17 protein-coding genes and 1 tRNA gene are annotated in these 17,973 nt (G+C 59.7%); 10 read left to right on the top strand and 8 right to left on the bottom strand.

The genetic code is table 11. The features are described from left to right. Window positions 1-60 precede the first annotated feature (60 nt). Entirely contained in the window at window positions 61-1,746 is a 1,686-nt protein-coding gene (locus ASTEX_RS08075; RefSeq protein ID WP_013479121.1) for a methyl-accepting chemotaxis protein, read from the top strand. 115 nt (window positions 1,747-1,861) lie between these two features. Here the strand turns inward: ASTEX_RS08075 and ASTEX_RS08070 are convergent. Beyond that, window positions 1,862-1,938 (bottom strand) — tRNA-Arg (locus tag ASTEX_RS08070). Between the two features lie 195 nt (window positions 1,939-2,133). Between ASTEX_RS08070 and ASTEX_RS20960 the strand changes: the two genes are divergently transcribed. After that, window positions 2,134-2,268, top strand: coding sequence for a hypothetical protein (locus tag ASTEX_RS20960; RefSeq protein ID WP_280959862.1), 135 nt, complete (start codon window positions 2,134-2,136; stop codon window positions 2,266-2,268). Window positions 2,269-2,270: 2 nt separating this feature from the next. On the opposite strand, the gene ASTEX_RS08065 is transcribed toward ASTEX_RS20960, so the two are convergent. Next, on the bottom strand, window positions 2,271-3,569 hold the full coding sequence (locus tag ASTEX_RS08065) for an MFS transporter (protein WP_013479119.1): 1,299 nt from the start codon (window positions 3,567-3,569) through the stop codon (window positions 2,271-2,273). Window positions 3,570-3,683: 114 nt separating this feature from the next. Here ASTEX_RS08065 and ASTEX_RS08060 point away from each other — a divergent pair, with 114 nt between their 5' ends. The 3 genes from ASTEX_RS08060 to ASTEX_RS08050 all read left to right on the top strand — a co-directional run bounded on the left by ASTEX_RS08060 (window position 3,684) and on the right by ASTEX_RS08050 (window position 6,148). Further along, window positions 3,684-4,961 carry a Y-family DNA polymerase gene (locus tag ASTEX_RS08060; RefSeq protein ID WP_013479118.1) on the top strand — a complete coding sequence of 426 codons (1,278 nt, stop codon included), beginning with the start codon at window positions 3,684-3,686 and terminating at the stop codon, window positions 4,959-4,961. Between the two features lie 69 nt (window positions 4,962-5,030). After that, window positions 5,031-5,288 (top strand): hypothetical protein, encoded by a 258-nt coding sequence (locus tag ASTEX_RS08055; RefSeq protein WP_013479117.1) that lies wholly within the window; start codon window positions 5,031-5,033, stop codon window positions 5,286-5,288. 5 nt (window positions 5,289-5,293) lie between these two features. Next, window positions 5,294-6,148 carry a Rossmann-fold NAD(P)-binding domain-containing protein gene (locus ASTEX_RS08050; protein WP_041658605.1) on the top strand — a complete coding sequence of 285 codons (855 nt, stop codon included), beginning with the start codon at window positions 5,294-5,296 and terminating at the stop codon, window positions 6,146-6,148. Here ASTEX_RS08050 and ASTEX_RS08045 read toward each other — a convergent pair. Then, complete coding sequence (locus ASTEX_RS08045) at window positions 6,131-7,873, bottom strand: gamma-glutamyltransferase family protein (protein WP_013479115.1); 1,743 nt, start codon at window positions 7,871-7,873, stop codon at window positions 6,131-6,133. The genes ASTEX_RS08050 and ASTEX_RS08045 overlap by 18 nt on opposite strands. Before the next feature lie 36 nt (window positions 7,874-7,909). Further along, the gene (locus tag ASTEX_RS08040) at window positions 7,910-8,668 is read right to left on the bottom strand and encodes an alpha/beta hydrolase family protein (RefSeq protein WP_245532489.1); all 759 of its coding nucleotides are present in this window, start codon (window positions 8,666-8,668) and stop codon (window positions 7,910-7,912) included. Window positions 8,669-8,711: 43 nt separating this feature from the next. Here ASTEX_RS08040 and ASTEX_RS08035 point away from each other — a divergent pair, with 43 nt between their 5' ends. From ASTEX_RS08035 to ASTEX_RS08025, 3 genes are all read left to right on the top strand, one after another. Next, entirely contained in the window at window positions 8,712-9,872 is a 1,161-nt protein-coding gene (locus ASTEX_RS08035) for a glycosyltransferase family 4 protein (protein WP_245532488.1), read from the top strand. Between the two features lie 152 nt (window positions 9,873-10,024). Continuing rightward, window positions 10,025-10,546, top strand: a complete 522-nt coding sequence (infC, locus tag ASTEX_RS08030) for a translation initiation factor IF-3 (RefSeq protein ID WP_013479112.1) — start codon at window positions 10,025-10,027, stop codon at window positions 10,544-10,546. Window positions 10,547-10,619: 73 nt separating this feature from the next. Next, window positions 10,620-10,967: a cupin domain-containing protein gene (locus tag ASTEX_RS08025; protein ID WP_013479111.1), complete on the top strand. Its 348-nt coding sequence runs from the start codon at window positions 10,620-10,622 to the stop codon at window positions 10,965-10,967. Here ASTEX_RS08025 and ASTEX_RS08020 read toward each other — a convergent pair whose 3' ends face one another. Continuing rightward, window positions 10,968-11,369: a DUF1398 family protein gene (locus tag ASTEX_RS08020; RefSeq protein WP_013479110.1), complete on the bottom strand. Its 402-nt coding sequence runs from the start codon at window positions 11,367-11,369 to the stop codon at window positions 10,968-10,970. Window positions 11,370-11,386: 17 nt separating this feature from the next. After that, window positions 11,387-11,836, bottom strand: a complete 450-nt coding sequence (locus tag ASTEX_RS08015; RefSeq protein WP_013479109.1) for a MarR family winged helix-turn-helix transcriptional regulator — start codon at window positions 11,834-11,836, stop codon at window positions 11,387-11,389. 190 nt (window positions 11,837-12,026) lie between these two features. Here ASTEX_RS08015 and clpB point away from each other — a divergent pair, with 190 nt between their 5' ends. After that, complete coding sequence (clpB, locus tag ASTEX_RS08010; protein WP_013479108.1) at window positions 12,027-14,606, top strand: ATP-dependent chaperone ClpB; 2,580 nt, start codon at window positions 12,027-12,029, stop codon at window positions 14,604-14,606. Window positions 14,607-15,049: 443 nt separating this feature from the next. Here clpB and ASTEX_RS08005 read toward each other — a convergent pair whose 3' ends face one another. Further along, window positions 15,050-15,784: a tRNA1(Val) (adenine(37)-N6)-methyltransferase gene (locus ASTEX_RS08005; protein WP_013479107.1), complete on the bottom strand. Its 735-nt coding sequence runs from the start codon at window positions 15,782-15,784 to the stop codon at window positions 15,050-15,052. A 165-nt stretch (window positions 15,785-15,949) separates the two neighbouring features. Between ASTEX_RS08005 and ASTEX_RS08000 the strand changes: the two genes are divergently transcribed. Continuing rightward, window positions 15,950-16,981, top strand: coding sequence for a polyprenyl synthetase family protein (locus ASTEX_RS08000; protein ID WP_013479106.1), 1,032 nt, complete (start codon window positions 15,950-15,952; stop codon window positions 16,979-16,981). A 206-nt stretch (window positions 16,982-17,187) separates the two neighbouring features. Here ASTEX_RS08000 and ASTEX_RS07995 read toward each other — a convergent pair whose 3' ends face one another. Further along, on the bottom strand, window positions 17,188-17,961 hold the full coding sequence (locus tag ASTEX_RS07995) for an SDR family oxidoreductase (RefSeq protein WP_013479105.1): 774 nt from the start codon (window positions 17,959-17,961) through the stop codon (window positions 17,188-17,190). Window positions 17,962-17,973 lie beyond the last annotated feature (12 nt).

The following is a 17,973-nucleotide window of genomic DNA, read 5'->3' as shown; positions in this document are numbered from 1 at the left end:
TGTTAATGCGGGACTTCTTGTAACGCCGTTTCATTAGCGTAACTGTAACCGGGGCCACCAATGCTGAACAACTTATCTATGCAAATTAAGGTAATAGTGCTTCTAGCACTAATTGCCATCGTCGGCGTCGGGGCTGTGCTCTACACCGATGCTTCGCTGGGGGGCAACATCAACAAATATGATCAGGCTTTGACCGGGCCTGCACCCGGTACAGTGGCACTGGCGCGCTCTGGTCGTCACGCGGCGTGGACGTCGCGCTCGATCCTCAAGGCGGTGATCGCCTCTGACGCAGATAAATTGGAAAAGGCTCAGCATGATATCGAAGAGGGTAAGACCAAGTTCAATGCCGAATTGGACAAGGCTGAAAAGTTTCTGCCGAGCAAGGTGTCCGAGTTCAAACCCCTGCGCGAAAAGTACAATACGGCGCTGAGCACCGCCTGCGCCGAGGTGCTCAGCCTGGCGCAGGCTGGCCAGAAAGACGCGGCGATCACAACGATGGATAATGGCTGTGGCCCCGAATTGCTTGAGGTCATGACCGGCGTCGGGGGTGTGGTGGACCGTACGATTGAAGAGAACAATGCTCTCGCAGCCAGCCTTCAGAAAAGCGCCGATGATGCCGTGCGTAATGCGAATATCATCGGTCTTATCGGCCTACTGGTTGCCGGTAGCTTCGCCGTGTGGCTGACGCGCACCGGGATTTCGGCTCCTGTTGTTCGCCTCGATGGCCTGATGGGGCAGATGGCCAAGGGCAAGCTCGACGTCGTCATCCCTGGTCAGGAGCGTCGCGACGAGATCGGTTCGATGTCGCGTACCGCCGAAGCCTTCCGTCAGGGCCTGATGGAGGCCGAAACCCTGCGCGCGTCGGCCGAACAGCAAAAAGCCATAGCCGAGGCCGAACGCCGCACGTCCATGCTCAAGCTGGCTGACGATTTTGAAAAGTCGGTGGGCGGTATCGTGTCTTTGGTGTCGTCTGCTGCCACCGAGATGCAGGCTGCCGCCGCGCAACTGAGCGCCACGGCACAGGAGGCTTCGGCACAGTCTGTGGCGGTGTCTGCCGCCGCCGAAGAGGCTGGGGCCAATGTGACCTCTGTGGCCGCGTCTACAGAGGAGCTGGGCGCCTCGGTCGGCGAAATCGGCCGTCAGGTCGAAACCTCATCGTCGGTCGCCGCCAACGCCGTGCGCGAAGCCGAAGAGGCGCAGATCGTAGTCAGCGAACTGAACGAAACCGCCGCCTCTATCGGGGGGGTGGTCGATCTAATCGCCGGCCTGGCCAACCAGACCAACCTGCTGGCGCTCAATGCCACGATCGAGTCGGCGCGCGCCGGTGAAGCGGGTAAGGGCTTTGCGGTCGTTGCCGCTGAGGTCAAGGCGCTGGCGTCACAGACCGCCAAGGCAACGACCGACATCTCAGAAAAGATCGCCAAGATTCAGGACGCCACCAATCGGGCGGCTACGACCATGCGTAACATCGCCGGAACGATCCAGAGCCTGAACCACTCCAGCACGGCCATCGCTTCGGCGGTCGAGCAACAAAGTGCGGCGACTCAGGAGATCATTCAGGCGGTCAATCAGGCCTCTGTCGGCACGCAGGAGGTCACTTCTAACATGTCCGGTGTGGCTCAGGCCGCGGAACAAACCGGTGAGGCCGCGGTGCAGGTGCAAAGCTCGTCTGCCGAACTGGCGACCCAGGCCGAACGTCTGCATCATGAGATGGACAAGTTTCTGCAAACGGTCCGCGCGGCCTGATTACAGTCACTGTTATCAGAACAAGCCCCGTCAGAAATGGCGGGGCTTTGTTTTGGGCATTTGTACGAAAAGCAAAAGAAAAGGCTCCCCGAAGGGAGCCTGTCTTTGAAACGAATGGCGCACTCGAAGAGATTCGAACTCCTGACCCTCAGATTCGTAGTCTGATGCTCTATCCAGCTGAGCTACGAGTGCGTGTCCATTTCGTGTTCCCGCCTCAGCGGCGAGGGCCGGACAATTAGTCTCTTGCCATTTTAAACGCAAGCGCTTTTAAAAAGTTTTCCCCTGATTTTGTGTTTTTTTTGAAGAGCCATTGTGTGCCCCCTCTCGAAACACAGGCACGGCTCTTGCTTTTCGCAGAGGGCCTTGCCTCATTTCGGGACAAAAACCGTGGCGATCAAACATCATTATGCCTTCCGGCGCGAAGTCGCTGACAAGCCGCTCAAACCGTCTCTGGTGCGCCCGCTAGACATCATTGTGGGCCTGAGCATCGGTATGGCACTGGCGGCATTTCTGATTTTCTGAGTCTAACCCGCATTCAATCGGCGCTCGACCTGTGACACACGCAGGGCCAGCAGGGCAGCCGTGAAGCACATGAGGGCGCAGAACCACAGAGGGCCATCGGCCCCCAGTTGACTGAACAGGAAGCCGGCGACCACCGGCCCGGCGATGCGCGCAATCGCCCCCGTTGATTGATTGAGGCCCAGCATGGCACCCTGACGGTCAGTAGCCGTCGATTTTGAGATAATAGCTGAGATCGAGGCGAAGATGACTGCCTGCCCAAGAGCAGCCACCATGACCAGCGGCGTAACCAGCCACGGGACTTGATTTATCCCCTGAAGGAAGAAGCCCAGGCCGAATACCGTCAGCCCCAGCACCAGTATGCGCGCTTCGCCATACCTGCGAACCAGCGGGCGGGTAAAGACCATCTGCATAAGGGCGGCGGTGACGCCAATGAACAGAAAGACCAGACTGACCTCACGCGGGCCCCAGTCGTAGCGGGCCTTGGCCCAAAGGCCGAATGTGGCCTCAAGTCCGGCCAGTGCCGCCATGTAGAACAGGGTGGAGAGGATCAGGCGGCTGATGATCGGATGACGGCGCGCCTCGGCGAAGGTGGCGCGGAAATTTTGCGGGGCAGCATGGGTGCGTACGCGGCTTTCACGCACATAAAAAAGTATGCCCAGCGTCGCGACGGCCGACAGGCCCGCGGCGAGGAACAGGGGTAGGCGGAATCCGGCGGCCCCGGCTTCTTCGTGGGCCAGGAACCCTCCCATGACCGGGCCGATCACAAAGCCCAGTGAAAAAGCGGCACCTATCAGGCTCATTCGGCCGGCACGCTGATGCGGTTCGGACATGTCCGACACGTAGGACTGAATGCACGACACATTGCCCGAACCGATACCATTCAGGAAACGGATGGCAATGGCCCACCAGACATTGGGCGCAAAAGCCAGCAGCACATAAAAGAGGATGTTAGACGCGGTGGTGATCAGTAGAACGGGTTTGCGTCCCCACTTGTCCGACAGGCTGCCCCACAGGGGTTCTGCAAAGAACTGCCCCAACGAATAGGCGGCGAACATCAGCGTCACCTGCCATGGCCCGGCGTTCAACGTCTGGGCGAAGAAGGGCATCAGGGGCACCAGCAGGCCAAACCCTACCAGATTGATGAAGACGACGGCGAACATGACGCTGAGCGCGCCATTGTCCATTATGGCGCGTCTAAGCGTCGGCTTGCCGCCTTTTGTGTCGGGTGAGGTGGCGGTCTCGGCGTCGGGACCTGAGATGGACGGTTCCGGTCGGGGCGGCTGGGGCTTCGTCACTGACATTGACGTTCTATAGTGCATTTGGGTGCAGGTGCGAAAGCCCCGCCTTTCGCCTTCATACGGTTTTTGAAACCGGGGTGTCTTGACTCCTTCAATCAGTTCTTGTTTTGTTCCAATATGCAGAAAGCGCAGATCAGACAGTGGGACGACGGGAGCGGGCTGAAGTGGCTCTATCTCGACATGAACAGCTTTTTTGCCAGTTGTGAGCAACAGGCTGATCCGTGCTTGCGGGGCCGTCCGCTGATCGTGGTGCCGGTGGATAGCGAATATACCTGCGCCATCGCGGCCAGTCAGGAGGCCAAGCGGCTGGGGATCAAGACGGGTACGCAGGTAAAGATCGCAAAACAGATATGTCCAGACCTGAAGGTCGTGCAGGCTCGCCCGGACGAATATGTGCGCATTCACCACCGTATCCTTGAGGAGGTCGATCATGTCATCCCCGTCGAAAAGATTTGCTCGATTGATGAGGTGGCGTGCCGGCTGATGGGGCCTGAGACGGTGGAGGCGGCGGCGCGGGCGCTGGGGCATCGCATTCAAAGGCGGATTTTATCAAATATTGGCGAATGTCTGACGGCCTCGATCGGGCTGGCTCCGTCGCGGATGCTGGCCAAGACAGCGGCCGATATGCAAAAGCCGTTGGGCATGACGGTGTTGCGTCGCGACCAGTTGCCGGGGCCATTGCTCGACATCGACATCGGCGATTTTCCGGGGATAGGCCCGGCTACGAAGGCGAGGCTGTTCAGGGCAGGGATCAGCGATCCGCGTCAGCTCTGGCACCTTAGTCCCAGCCGGATGCGCCAGTTGTGGGGGGGCATCGGCGGGGATCAGTTCTGGTACGCTTTGCGCGGCGTCGACCCGCCGGAGATTGAGACTGAACGCGGCAGCATCAGCCATTCGCACGTTCTGGCCGTCGAGCTTCGTCCGGTGGAGGCTGCCCGTGCTGTCGCCCGGCGCCTGACGGCCAAGTGCGGATCGCGGCTGCGGCGCATGGGCTATAAGTGCGGCGGGCTGCACCTGTCGATCCGCGGCACACAAGAAGGCCGCGCGCAGGCCGAGCGCCTGTTTATGGCCACGGCCGACAGTTTCCGGATGCTGGAAGCGGCGGATGCACTGTGGGACGTCTGCGTGCGGACCCTCAACCAGACGAGTATCAAAAAGGTTTCGGTCACCTGTATGCGCCTGGTTCCGGCGGATACAGCTCCGGACCTCTTTGGCTATAGTCCGGCAGCTGACGAAGACCCGCGCCATATGCGCTTGTTGGAGGCCATAGACGCCCTGAATCAGCGCTTCGGCAAGGATCGGATCAGTATTGGCCCCAAGCCCAAACTCCACGAATTTGTGGGTGCCAAGATTGCCTTTAACCGTGTACCGGAAACGCCTGAGTTTTGGGAATGACGTCGTGCGCTTACGCAGTGCAGCAATTTTGAGTTCTCAAACGCCCAAGGGCGAGTTATAGCTTAGCTTATGAATGACAAGGTCTTTTATACCAGCTCGGCGGTGGTCGCCCTTCTGATGATTGCGCTCAGCCTTGTCTGGCCGCAGGGGCTGGGTACGCGCTCGCCGGCACCGTTCGGACATGAAGTCGTTCTGCCCGATGTCGTGCGGGCTCAGCGCGAGAAGGCCGAGCGCGAAGCCAAGCGCAAGGCCGAGCAGGCCGCTGAGCGTGCAGCCAAGGCTCAGGCGGCGACCGAAGCTTCGGCCTCTTCGGCCTCCGCACAATAGAACCGATGAGGCGCGTTCTGGTGTTCGGGTACGGCTTTATCGGCGAGGCCTTTGCGGGGTTGTGCCGCGCGCGAGGTTATTGCATTTCAGCCACCGCCCGCACGGCGGAAAAGCGAGCGTTTCTGTCCGGGCAGGGCATCGACGCCGTGGACCCGCTTAGCCTGCACCTGAGCGATACTGCCGCGGCGGCCGACCTTATCCTGATAACTCCCGCGCCGGATGATGCGGGTTGTCCGGCCTTTGCGGCACTTGGTACTGCACTGCGTGATGCGCCACGCAAGTGGCTGGGCTATCTTTCAACAACGGGTGTCTATGGTGACCGGGGTGGCGGCTGGGCCTTTGAAAATCAGGCCCTCACGCCGCTGTCCACCGAAGGTCGCCGCCGTGTGCAAGCCGAATCGCAATGGCAGTCCTTAAGCGATCAGCACGATGTGGCCGTGTTTCGTCTGCCCGGTCTATACGGTGTGGGGCGCAGCGTCATAGAACGTCTGCGTGACGGGACGGCGCGACGCATTCACAAGCCGGGTCAGGTCTTTTCGCGGCTTTATGATACCGATTGTGCCGACGCTCTGTTGCGCAGCGCTGAGCGTCGACGGGCGGGCGCGGTCTATAATCTGTGCGACGATGAGCCAGCCCCGGCGGATGCGGTGCTGGTGTGGGCGGCGCAGGCCTTTGGATTTGCTGTGCCGCCCAAAATTCCTTTTGACGCGCCGGACCTGAGCCCCGGCATGCGGCGCTTTTATACCGAAAACAAGCGTGTTTCCAATGCGCTGGCCAAGGCCGAACTGGGCTGGCGACCGCAATTTCCGACCTATCGCGAAGGTCTGCACGACGTCTGGCGCCTAATAGGCGAGAGCTAGTCCGTCCTTCCGCATTTCGGTGGCCGCTCCATATGCCCGGCCCAAAGGCTCGGTCTGCGTCACGATGGCCTGATAGCCGCCATAATTACCGGGCGAGGGCTTGATCGACCAGCCGAGTTTTTCCAGCCCGATGCGCGTTTCGAGCGGCACACCGCTTTCGAGATTGAGCGTGCCGGTGCCTTCCGCCGCTTCGCCCGTAGGTTCCGAAGACCCCTCATGGTGCCAGCGCGGCGCATCGCCCGCCTCTTGTAAGCCCAGCCCGTAGTCAATCAGATTGACAAGAATCTGGGCCTGGCCCTGCGGCTGCATATCACCGCCCATGACGCCGAAGCTGAGCCACGGCTGACCATTCTTGCAGGCAAAGCCAGGAATAATGGTGTGGAACGGCCGCTTGCCCGGCGCGTAGATATTGGGCGAGCCGTCGCGCAGCGAGAACAATTCGCCACGGTCCTGAAGCATAAATCCGAGACCGTCGGGTATCAGGCCTGATCCCATGCCGCGATAGTTGGATTGAATCCAGCTTACCATCATGCCGTCTTTGTCCGAGACGGTGAAATAGGTGGTGTCTCCGCGCGCCGGAGCCTCATAGGGGACGATGCGCGGCAGGATGGCGTCCTGTCGGATTTTTGCCGCTTGTTCCTGTGCATAGGCCTTGGACAACAAGGTCTCGACCGGGATATTGGAGAAGGCGGGATCGCCAAAGAATTTGGCCCGGTCCTCAAAGGCCAGACGCTTGGCCTCGATCTGGGTGTGCAGCGAAGTGGTGGTCTGAAACCCCATGCCTTTCAGATCAAACGTCTCCAGTATGTTCATCATCTGCAGCGTGGACAGGCCCTGTGTATTGGCCCCCAGCCCCAGCACCTCTACGCCGCGATAGGTCGTCTTGAGCGGTGTCGTGTCTTCACCGTGATGCGCGATCAGGTCTGACTTGCGCATATGCCCGCTGATGCGGCGGAAATAGGCATCGATGGTGTCGGCGATCTGTCCCTCATAGAAGCTGCGCGCGCCGTTCTCTGCAATATAGCGATAGGTGCGGGCAAGGTCTGGGTTACGGAAGATTTCGCCTTCGCGCGGGGTGCGCCCGTTCGGTGCGTAAACCTTCAGGAAGTTCTGCACCTCCTCAATGCCCGAATCGGGGTTGGTAAAGCGCCGGTAGCTGGAATTGAGATAGAAGGCGATGGTTTGGGCCACCGGCACACCGCGTTCGCACAGGGCGATGGCCGGGGCCAGCACATCGGCGAATTTCAGCTTGCCGTAGCGGGCGTGCATCTGCCCCCAGGTGTCCACCGCGCCGGGCACGGAGACCGAGATGCTGCCCCACGACGGGATGTGGCCGTTCTTCGCTTTAGAGCGCACATAGTCGAGACTCATGCCCTTGGGCGAGCGGCCTGACCCATTAAACCCGACCACAGTCTTCTGCGCCGGGTCCCACAACATGAGATAGGCATCCCCACCAATGCCGCAGGCAATGGGCTCAAGGAAGCCCAGCGCCGCATTGATGGCGATGGCGGCGTCGATGGCCGATCCGCCCTGCCGCAGAATGTCTATACCAATCAGGCTGGCTAGCGGGTGCGCGGTGGCTGCGGCCCCTTGCGTGCCCCAGACGGTCGAACGCCCGGCGAATTTGGCTCCAGTAATGCGGTCCCCACCGTGCAGCGGGTCCAGCGCCAGAGCCGGGCTCGTGGCGAGAGCGGGCAGGGCGGCAAAGAAGGATCGGCGGTGCATGGGCAAACTCCGGTTCGCCACATGTGGTATCAAATTCTACGGTTTGGCAAGGGGGCGTAGGGCGCGCACCGTATGCACCAGTCGCTGCAGGTCAGCTGGGCTGGAAAGGCGGTGATCGCCGCCTTTGATCAGTTCAAGAGTCACGTCCTTTGACGACAGGTGCTGCGCCAGCCGCAGGCTGTGCTGCCACGGCACAACCTCGTCCTCAAGGCCGTGCAGGATGCGCACCGGACCGTCGAAGACGAGCGGCTGATCCAGCACCCGGTGGACGCGTGCCTCGTCGAAAAAGGCCTGTGACATTGGCACATCGTAGTCGTACCCGCGCAGATGAAAAAAGCCGGAAATTTCCAGCGCCCGCCGGTCTTCGGGCGACAATGAGGGAAGCATCAGTTCGGTAGCGAAATCGGGGGCCGGGGCAATCAGGACGGCGGCCTTCACGCGTTCGGGCCGGTCGCGCATCAGCAACGACGCCATCCAGCCGCCCATGCTTGAGCCGATGATCAGCAGCGGTCCGTCGGTCAGATGATCGACTATGTCCAAGACATTCTGCCGCCACTGGCCGACGCGAGCGTCTTCCCAGCGACCGGCGCTCTCGCCGTGCGCGGCATAGTCAAAGCGCAGGAAATCCCAGCCTTCTGGGCGCGCAGTCTGCGCCAGCGCTTCGGCTTTTGAGCCGGTCATGTCCGATTTAAAGCCGCCCAGCCATAGGACCGTAGGCCCTTTCCCCCTAATGTGCCGATAAGCGATCGACTCGTTGAGAAACTGCGTGCTGTCTTGATTTGGTTCGGTGCTCATGCGCATAAGCCTTAATTGCCCGGAGCCTCTCGAACAAGCGCTTATGCCCCCCATATCCTCTCCTTCATCCTTCCCCTATGCCGTGATGCAGGTCTTGCCGGAGCTAGATACCGGCGGCGTGGAGCAGACCGTGGTGGATGTGGCACGCGCGGTAATCGAGGCCGGGGGGCGGGCGATAGTGGTCTCGAAAGGCGGACGGCTCGAGGGCTATCTGAAGCAGATCGGCGCAGTGGTTTTGCCCCTGCCTGTGCACTCCAAGAACCCCTATGTACAGTTCAAGAACTACTACGCGCTCAGGGCACTGATCCGCAAAGAAAGGCCGGACATCGTGCACGTGCGTTCGCGCGCCCCGGCGCTGTCGGCACTGCCTGCTGCAAAGGCCGAAGGCATAAAGACCGTCACCACCTATCACGGCATCTATAAGGCGGGGTCAGGGTTCAAGCGCTGGTATAACGGACGGATGACTACGGCGGATGTGGTGATCGCCAATTCTGACTACACGCGCGATCATGTGTTGGGCGAATACGATCTAGACCCAGCGAAGGTCATCGCCGTGCCGCGCGGCGTGGACCTCAAAAAGTTTGATCCGGGAGCCGTCGATGAGGTGCGCAAGGATAAGCTGGCGCAAGCTTGGGGGATTGACCGCGGCGATGGCCGCACGCGCTTTCTGCTGGCCGGACGCCTGACGCGCTGGAAGGGACAGACGCTCGTAATCGAAGCGTTGAAGGGTCTGGATCGCAGCGATGTGCAACTGATCCTTGCCGGTGACGATCAGGGGCGCAGCGACTATACGCAAGCATTGCGCGCGCTGGCCGCCGGTTTCAGCCTTGAGGCACAGGTAAAGATCGTGGGGCACTGTTCCGATATGCCCGCTGCCTACAGCCTATGCGATTTCGCGCTGGCGCCGTCGCTTGAGCCCGAAGCTTTCGGGCGCACGGCTGTTGAGCCGCAGGCTATGGGCCGCCCGGTATTAGCGGCTAAACACGGCGCGACGGCGGAAACGGTCGAAGACGCGGTGACCGGATGGCTGGTGGCGCCCGGCGATGTCACGGCCTGGGCAGACGCCATGCGCGCGGCTGCCCTGACCTCCGCCTCGTCGCGCGCCGTCATGGGGGCCGCTGGCCGGGCGCGGGTGCAGGAGCGTTTCAGCCTGGAAACCATGTGCGCAGCAACCCTTGATATCTACCGTTCCCTGCTTACATGAGGCGGTGGCACAACGGGCTGAAAAATTAACCTCTTGTGCGCCATAAAGGGGATTGATCACCCCTAGGCCCTTCCTATAATTAGGCCCCAATCCCGGACAAGTGAGTCCGGTCCGTTTAAACAGTCCATGGAGACATCCCTATTCGTCGCCCAATGCAAGCCCCGCCCGCGAAAGACGGCCCCCGTATCAATCAGGACATTAAGGTTCCGCGCGTCCTTTTGATCGACCAGAACGGTGAGAAGCAAGGCATCATGCCGACGTCCGCCGCGCTCGAAGCCGCCGAGGAAGCCGGACTTGATCTGGTCGAAGTCTCCCCGACCGCCGATCCTCCCGTCTGCAAAATTCTCGACTACGGCAAGTACCGCTTCCAAGAGCAGAAGAAGAAGGCCGAAGCCCGCAAAAAGCAGAAGGTCGTCGAAATCAAGGAAATCAAGCTTCGCCCCAATATCGACAAGCACGATTATGAGGTGAAGGCCAAGGCCATGACGCGCTTCTTCGAAGAAGGCGATAAGGTCAAGGTGACGCTGCGTTTCCGTGGCCGCGAAATGGCTCACCCGGAACTGGGTATGAAACTGCTCAATCAGGTCAAGGCTGACTTTGAGGCGACCACCAAGGTGGAATATGAGCCGAAGATGGAAGGTCGCCAGATGATCATGATTCTTGCCCCGAAATAGGCGTTTGGCTTATTCAATGGAATTGGAACCGGCTCCGATATTAAATCGGGGCCGTTTTTTTTTTGAGGTGTGCATGTCAGTAATTCTGTTTGATCGCAACGCCCTGCCTGAGCCCGAAGCAGGCGCGCCGGCCGCTGAGAGGGTCGTGGCCGGTGATCCGCGCTTTCTGACGTGGAACCTCGACATCTCTAAGGATGAAAAGACATATGCCGGCTTCTGGCAGGCGACGTCGGGTGCGTGGCGCGTCGTTTATGACGAATGGGAATATTGCGAAATCCTCGAGGGCATCTCGATCTTGCACGAGGACGGCAAGGCTCCGCTGCGGCTGGAGGCCGGGACGCGTTTCGTCATTCAGCCCGGTTTCACTGGCGTGTGGGAAGTGGTCGAGACCACGCTGAAAACCTATGTGATCCGGCTCTGACTACTGCGGAAAATACTCCACGTGTACTTCAGCCGTGCGGCCGAAATAGACCACGTGACGACCTGAGAAGGACACCATGTAGCCGGCACAACCCGCAGCTCTGACCTTCCGGCAAAACCCTGCATAGGTGTAGCCGGGCGCTTGGGTTTGGGCTTCGCGCACGGCGGCCTCGACAGTGGAGGCGTCAAAAGCAGCGGCCACGATGTCATCGACCGGGTGCAAGTCGATGTCCACACTATCACCATCGGGCAGATAGTAGGTGCTGCGGTTGCGGCGATAATCGACCGTATAGGCTTCGAACCCGGCCTCGATCAGCGTGCCCACAATGTGGGGAAAGGCCATTGAGCCATCGTGTGAAGCCGCGACGGCCTTTTGGGCGGTGGCGATCTGTTGCGTGTTCATTGCAGAGTTCTTTAAAATCAATTGGTAGGGATGCCGCTCAGGTGGCGGCGGGTAATCAAGCTCTTGAGAGACTGCTCCAGGGCAGCGCGTTCCTGCGCGCTCAGGGCATCGAAGAATGCCGCGTCATTGGCATCGGCCAATTTTGCCAGCACCGGTACCTTGGCCCGCCCTTCCGGGGTCAGGGCAAGGGTCTGAGCGCGGCCATCCTCCGGATCGGCGGTGCGCGTCACCAAAGATTTGGCGATCAGGCGGTCGGCCAATTTCGTGATGGCTCCGCGAGTCATGCCCATCTGCCCGGCCAGCAGAGAGGGTGAGCGGTGGTCATAGTTATAAAGGGTACGCAGGAATACCCACTCGGCCACTGTCACGCCCAGAGCCTCGACCTGACGGGCAAAGCTGTGAGAGACAGCATTCGACACTAGCCGAAGCCAGTAGCCGAGATGATCTTCGAGGTGAGATATGGTCATGTTGACTAGGAAATTATATTAATTGATTTCCTAGTTAATTAAAATGTTTCATGCCGTTGTCATGCGACAATAATTCCCCTGTGAATTCCCCTTGTGTGGCGCGAAGATCACACCATATCGGAGAACATGAGCGGTTGCTTCCGTTGAAGGGCCGGTCACATCCATCCGCCTCTGAAGGGGAACCCAGACGATGAATATCGAAAAATACTCCGAGAAAACTCAAAAGCTTATCCAAAGCGCGCAGGCTATTGCCCAAAGCCGCAACCATCAGTATTTCACTCCGCTGCATCTGCTCAAGGCGCTGAGCGAGGACCGCGAGTCCGTTGCGCGGCCTTTGATTGAGCGCGCGGGCGGACGCCCAGAAGCCTTTGTCGGTGCTGTCGATGCGACACTGAACAAGCTGCCGTCCGTCACCGGTGGCACGCAGCAGCTCTATATGCACAATGATACCGCCAAGGCCTTCACCGATGCGGAAAATGACGCCAACAAGGCAGGCGACGCCTTCGTCACCGCCGACCGTTTGCTGGTCGCCGCGCTGAACAACAGCGACGGCGCGGCCTTGCTCAAGGCGGCGGGCACGTCGCTGGGGGCGCTGAAGGACGCGCAGAAGGAATTTCGCAAGGGCAAGCCCGCCAACTCCTCCAATGCCGAGGCCGGTTTCGATGCGCTCAACAAATATGCGCGGGACCTCACGCAGGCGGCGCTGGATGGTAAGATCGACCCGGTCATTGGACGCGATGAGGAAATTCGCCGGACCATTCAGGTGTTGGCCCGTCGCACTAAGAACAACCCTGTACTGATCGGTGAGCCAGGTGTTGGTAAGACCGCCATTGTCGAAGGTCTGGCGCAACGAATCGTCAATGGCGACGTGCCGGAATCGCTGAAAGACAAGAAGCTTTTGTCGCTCGACATGGGCGCTTTGATCGCCGGGGCCAAGTACCGCGGCGAGTTCGAGGAACGTCTAAAGTCTGTCCTAAATGAGGTTACGCAGGCCGAAGGTCAGATTGTTCTGTTTATCGACGAAATGCACACGCTTGTCGGTGCCGGTAAGTCCGACGGGGCGATGGATGCGTCGAACCTGCTGAAACCGGCTCTGGCGCGCGGTGAATTGCACTGCGTCGGTGCGACGACGCTCGATGAGTACCAGAAGCATGTCGAAAAGGACCCGGCTCTGGCTCGGCGTTTTCAGCCCGTTTTTGTTCAGGAACCGACTGTCGAAGACACCATTTCTATCCTGCGCGGACTGAAGGAAAAGTACGAGGTTCACCACGGCGTCAAGATTTCCGACAGCGCCATCGTGGCGGCTGCCACCCTGTCGAACCGCTATATTGCCGATCGCTTTCTTCCGGACAAGGCCATTGACCTGATCGACGAGGCCGGCTCGCGCGTGCGTATGGCTGTCGATTCCAAGCCGGAAGAATTGGATGAGCTGGACCGCCGCATCGTCCAGCTCAAAATCGAGCGCGAGGCCTTACAGAAGGAAAGCGATCAGGGCTCAAAAACGCGCCTGGAAAAGCTCAATGAGGAGTTGGGCGATCTGGAGGGCAAGTCGGCCCATCTGACCGCTCGCTGGCAGTCGGAAAAGGACAAGGTCGGGGCCGCCTCGCGCGCTCGCGAAGCTCTGGACCGCGCGCGTATCGAGCTTCAGTCGGCGCAGCGTTCGGGAGACCTCCAACGGGCGTCGGAAATTCTCTATGGTCAGATTCCGCAACTGGAAAAAATGGTCGCTGAGGCTGAAACCAACTCGGAAGAGGCCCCGCTGACTCCGGAAGTCGTTGATTCGGCGCAGATTGCTCAGGTGGTCTCGCGCTGGACCGGTATTCCGGTAGACAAGATGATGGAGGGCGAGCGTGACAAGCTGCTACGCATGGAGGACGAACTGCGCAAGCGCGTCGTCGGTCAGGACGAAGCTCTTGAAGCCGTGTCCGATGCCGTGCGCCGGGCGCGGGCAGGGCTCAAAGACCCCAATCGTCCGATCGGTTCATTCCTATTTCTTGGGCCGACAGGCGTCGGCAAGACTGAGTTGAACAAGGCGTTGGCAGAATTCCTGTTCGACGATGAGACCGCCATCACGCGCCTCGACATGTCCGAATATATGGAAAAGCATGCGGTTTCGCGCATGATCGGCGCGCCTCCGGGCTATGTCGGCTATGACGAGGGCGGGGCGCTGACGGAAGCCGTGCGCCGCCGGCCCTATCAAGTCGTGCTGTTTGACGAGGTCGAAAAGGCACATCCGGACGTGTTCAACGTCCTGCTTCAGGTGCTGGACGATGGAAGGCTGACAGACGGGCAGGGGCGTGTGGTCGATTTCCGCAACACACTGATCGTCATGACGTCCAATCTGGGGTCGCAGTATCTCGTCAATATGGAGGATGATCAGGACGTCGAAATGGTGCGCGGTTTGGTTATGGATGAGGTTAAGCGACACTTCCGGCCGGAATTTCTCAATCGCATAGACGAAACTATTCTCTTCCACCGGCTAGGTCGGGCTCAAATGGGCAATATAGTGCGTATCCAGCTCAAGGGTCTGGAAAAGTTGCTGAAGGATCGTCAGATGACACTCGCCATCGACGACGCGGCGCTCAACCACCTGGCGGAACTGGGATACGAACCGGCCTATGGCGCGCGTCCGCTCAAGCGTGTAATTCAGAAACAATTGGTCGATGCGATCGCCAAACGCATCCTTGTGGGGGCGTTCGCCGATGGTGATGTGATCAGTGTCAGCTTTGACGGCGATCATCTTGTTATCGGCAAGCCGACGGTTAACTAAACGGGGACTCGCCTATACCCTTGCGCAAAATGCCTCACCGCGGTTCACGCGGTGGGGTTTACCATCTTTAACGCCTGCCCTGATCCTGAGGAGGGTGGTGCGTAGCGCACTGAACGCCGCGTATGAAGACGCGGATCATATGACATCGGTATGATCATTGGCTTGATTTTGTTGCCATTCGCATGGATCATTGTGGCGGTCGCCAATAAGAGCGCAGAAGGCGAGACTAATGTCGATGCGCCAAATCGATCTCAAATGAAATATATTCGTCGGAAAACTCGCAAGAACAATATTTGAGACCACGCTAAATATGGCCGGCTGCTTTCAAATAAACAATGACACAATAAGCGGTAGTTTAAGCTGGCATCCCAACGCCACAGCGGCCTTAATCCCATAGGTAGCGAAAGATAGACCTACACCTCTGAAAACGGGAGAGGTGTTTTCTACCACCCCAAATCCACCTCGCCACGCAAAATGGCCTCGACTTCCGGCGTATGTTTGCGCTCGCCGTTATCGTGTAGGACCAGCGGTGGCAGGAGACGCAGCGGGGCCTTTCCCAGTCGTTTGGCGCGCACCAGCACCCGCTTTGCCGCCTCACCAGCAAAAGCCTGGATGGGGCGGATGACGAACGAACCACATTTTGGTAAGCCACTTAAGATATCCCCCAAACGGTCGGCACGGTGGATGAACATAATCTCCCCGCCATCGACCACGGCGGCCTGTGCGAAGTCGAGCCACGCCTGAAGCCCGTCATCGGCAATCCACGCTGGTCGTTTCAACTCATGCGGTGCGCGCAGCGTCTCAGGATCGTCGAAATAGGGCGGATTGCTCAGGACAAGGTCAAATCGCGCTAGGTCAAAACTGCGGTATCCGGCACCAATATCGCCGAGAATCGCACGGTGGTCGCCTCCCGCCTGTGCCAGATTGATTTGGGTCACTGCAAAGGTCGCCTCGTCACGCTCGATACCCACGACGTGCACTAACGGGCAGCGCGCCACCAGTGACAAAATGACGCCCCCCACACCACAGCCTAACTCTAAAGCACTCACGGCCCTTTTGGCGCGCTCAGCCAGCATGCCCGCTGCACCCGCTGCCAGCAAGGCGCCGTCCATGCCAATTCGATAGCCCTTCACGGGTTGCCAAAGCCGCACCCGTCCCCCCAGCAGGGTGGTCGGCATGACATCAGCAGGGGGGGGTAAGGCTGTCTCTGACAAAAGGTGTGTATCCGGGGCTGTAGCAATTTTATCGGGATATAGCACAAACTCGCTTCGCGGGGCATGGACTAAGACGTAAAGGAAGTTTAAGGGGTTTAACACTTTACAAGTGTGCCGGAGTAGTGGGTTTTGGATACCGCCAATATCGAGAAAACGCACAAATCCTCCCCCGCGAAGACTGCGGGTAAGGCGGATGTCGAGGCGCTGGTGCGTCTGTGCGCAGACGACATGGCTGCGGTTAACGCCATCATCACAGAGCGCATGCAGAGTGATGTCGCGGTGATTCCAGCTCTAGCCGAGCACCTGGTCAGCGCGGGTGGCAAACGTTTACGTCCGCTGCTGTGTGTGGCGGCGGCGCGTGTGGCCGGGACGACGAACCTTCACCACCGAAAGCTGTCGGCGGCCGTTGAGTTTATCCACACAGCGACCTTGTTGCACGATGACGTGGTTGATTCCAGCCAGTTGCGCCGGGGCAAGGTTGCGGCCCACCTTATCTGGGGCGCGCCCTCTTCGGTTTTGGTCGGGGATTTTCTGTTCGCTAGAGCCTTTGAGCTGATGGTCGAAACCGACTCGCTTCAGGCGCTCGGCATCCTGTCCAAGGCATCGGGGGTCATTGCTGAAGGCGAAGTTCTGCAACTCATGAAGGCCTACGACGTTAACCTTACCGAAGCGACCTATATCGACATCATCGCGGCCAAGACGGCGGTTCTTTTTGCGGCGGCCGCAGAAAGCGGAGCCGTGGCGGCGGGCGCGTCCTCGGCAGGTCAGCAGGCGCTGCGCGACTATGGCCTGAACCTCGGCCTGGCCTTTCAGATTCAAGATGACGCGCTGGATTACGGCGGTACGACTCAGAGCCTTGGTAAAAATGCCGGTGACGATTTCGCCGAGGGCAAGGCGACCCTGCCGCTGATCCTCGCGGTTAAGGCGACGCCCGAAGCCGCTGCTTTCTGGCACCGCACCGTGTCCCTGCGCGATCAGACCGACGGTGATTTGGCGCAGGCTCAGGCCCTGATCGTCGAATCGGGGGCGATGGCCAAGACAATGGAAACGGCCCGCCATTACGCACAGAAGGCTAAGGATGCACTGAAAGGCTTTGAGCCCTCAGACTGGCGCACAGCGTTGGAAGCGCTCGCCGATTACAGCGTAGAACGTACAAAGTAATCTATCGCATCGCACCAAGGGCGAGGTGGTGAGCCATGCGCTGTATCCGCCCGGGCGTTGGTTGGAATTTACAAAGAGCCCCCATGACCGCATCTTACCGCGTAAACGCGGCGTCGTGCGCTACCCCTCCCCAGTAAAGTGGGAGGTATAATCGGGACGGGATTCAACGACTGGGATGCGCCGAGACATTGCAGCGATATAACAGCCTACAGCCCCTCCATATCCGGCGTCTTCCAGCCCAGATGCTGGCCCGAATCGACGCAGATCATCTGGCCGGTGACCGAAGGAGCTTCGGCGAGAAACACCACGGCCTCGGCGATCTCCTCCGGCGTCACCCGCTTTTGCAGCAGGGTCGAAGCGGCCTCGGCTTCGAAATCGGCGTCGGTCTGGTGGATGGAGGGCAGGGTGGGGCCCGGCCCCACCGCATTGACCCGGATGCGGGGCGCCAGTTCCTGCGCCAGAGTGCGCGTAGCGTGCCACAACCCGGCCTTCGACAAACCGTAGGAGAAGAAGGGCGGTGAGGGCTTTAGTACGCGTTGATCGATCAGATTGACGATGGCCGCCCCATCAGGCAGAGGGCCTTGTGCCGCAAACCCCTGCGCCAGCAGGACAGGGGCCAGCAGATTGGTGTTCATATGGGCGTGCCAGCGTTCGACCGTCAGCGTCCCGGCGCGGTCATCGAAAAAGACAGATGCATTGTTGATCAGCAGGCTCACAGGCCCCAGAGCGGCCACCGCCGCGGGGATGAGCGCGTTGACGCTGTCGGCGTCCGATAGATCGGCCTGAAGCGCCTCAGCCCGTACGCCCGAGGCGCGTAACCGCTCGACCAGAGCCTGCGCATCGCTAGCGGAAGTACCGTAATGGACGCCGATGTCATAGCCGCGTTTGGCCAGCGCAAAGGCTACGGCCCTGCCGATGCGTTTGGCTGCTCCGGTGACCAAAGCGATTTTGGAGGCGACTTTGGGAGCGGGTTTAGTCAATACGGCCAAAGT

This window comes from Asticcacaulis excentricus CB 48 (assembly GCF_000175215.2).
GTDB classification, from domain to species: domain Bacteria; phylum Pseudomonadota; class Alphaproteobacteria; order Caulobacterales; family Caulobacteraceae; genus Asticcacaulis; species Asticcacaulis excentricus.
The sequence above is the reverse complement of the archived record's forward strand: the minus strand, read 5'-3'. Positions and strand labels throughout refer to the sequence as shown.

Coding starts and splice junctions, on each gene's coding strand:
- ASTEX_RS08035 (WP_245532488.1), top strand. CDS start 8,712: ATGCCCCCCATATCCTCTCCTTCATCCTTCCCCTATGCCGTGATGCAG.
- ASTEX_RS08040 (WP_245532489.1), bottom strand. CDS start 8,668: ATGAGCACCGAACCAAATCAAGACAGCACGCAGTTTCTCAACGAGTCG.
- ASTEX_RS08020 (WP_013479110.1), bottom strand. CDS start 11,369: ATGAACACGCAACAGATCGCCACCGCCCAAAAGGCCGTCGCGGCTTCA.
- infC (WP_013479112.1), top strand. CDS start 10,025: ATGCAAGCCCCGCCCGCGAAAGACGGCCCCCGTATCAATCAGGACATT.
- clpB (WP_013479108.1), top strand. CDS start 12,027: ATGAATATCGAAAAATACTCCGAGAAAACTCAAAAGCTTATCCAAAGC.
- ASTEX_RS08025 (WP_013479111.1), top strand. CDS start 10,620: ATGTCAGTAATTCTGTTTGATCGCAACGCCCTGCCTGAGCCCGAAGCA.
- ASTEX_RS08050 (WP_041658605.1), top strand. CDS start 5,294: ATGAGGCGCGTTCTGGTGTTCGGGTACGGCTTTATCGGCGAGGCCTTT.
- ASTEX_RS08060 (WP_013479118.1), top strand. CDS start 3,684: ATGCAGAAAGCGCAGATCAGACAGTGGGACGACGGGAGCGGGCTGAAG.
- ASTEX_RS08055 (WP_013479117.1), top strand. CDS start 5,031: ATGAATGACAAGGTCTTTTATACCAGCTCGGCGGTGGTCGCCCTTCTG.
- ASTEX_RS08045 (WP_013479115.1), bottom strand. CDS start 7,873: ATGCACCGCCGATCCTTCTTTGCCGCCCTGCCCGCTCTCGCCACGAGC.
- ASTEX_RS08005 (WP_013479107.1), bottom strand. CDS start 15,784: ATGCCGACCACCCTGCTGGGGGGACGGGTGCGGCTTTGGCAACCCGTG.
- ASTEX_RS08065 (WP_013479119.1), bottom strand. CDS start 3,569: ATGTCAGTGACGAAGCCCCAGCCGCCCCGACCGGAACCGTCCATCTCA.
- ASTEX_RS08075 (WP_013479121.1), top strand. CDS start 61: ATGCTGAACAACTTATCTATGCAAATTAAGGTAATAGTGCTTCTAGCA.
- ASTEX_RS08015 (WP_013479109.1), bottom strand. CDS start 11,836: ATGACCATATCTCACCTCGAAGATCATCTCGGCTACTGGCTTCGGCTA.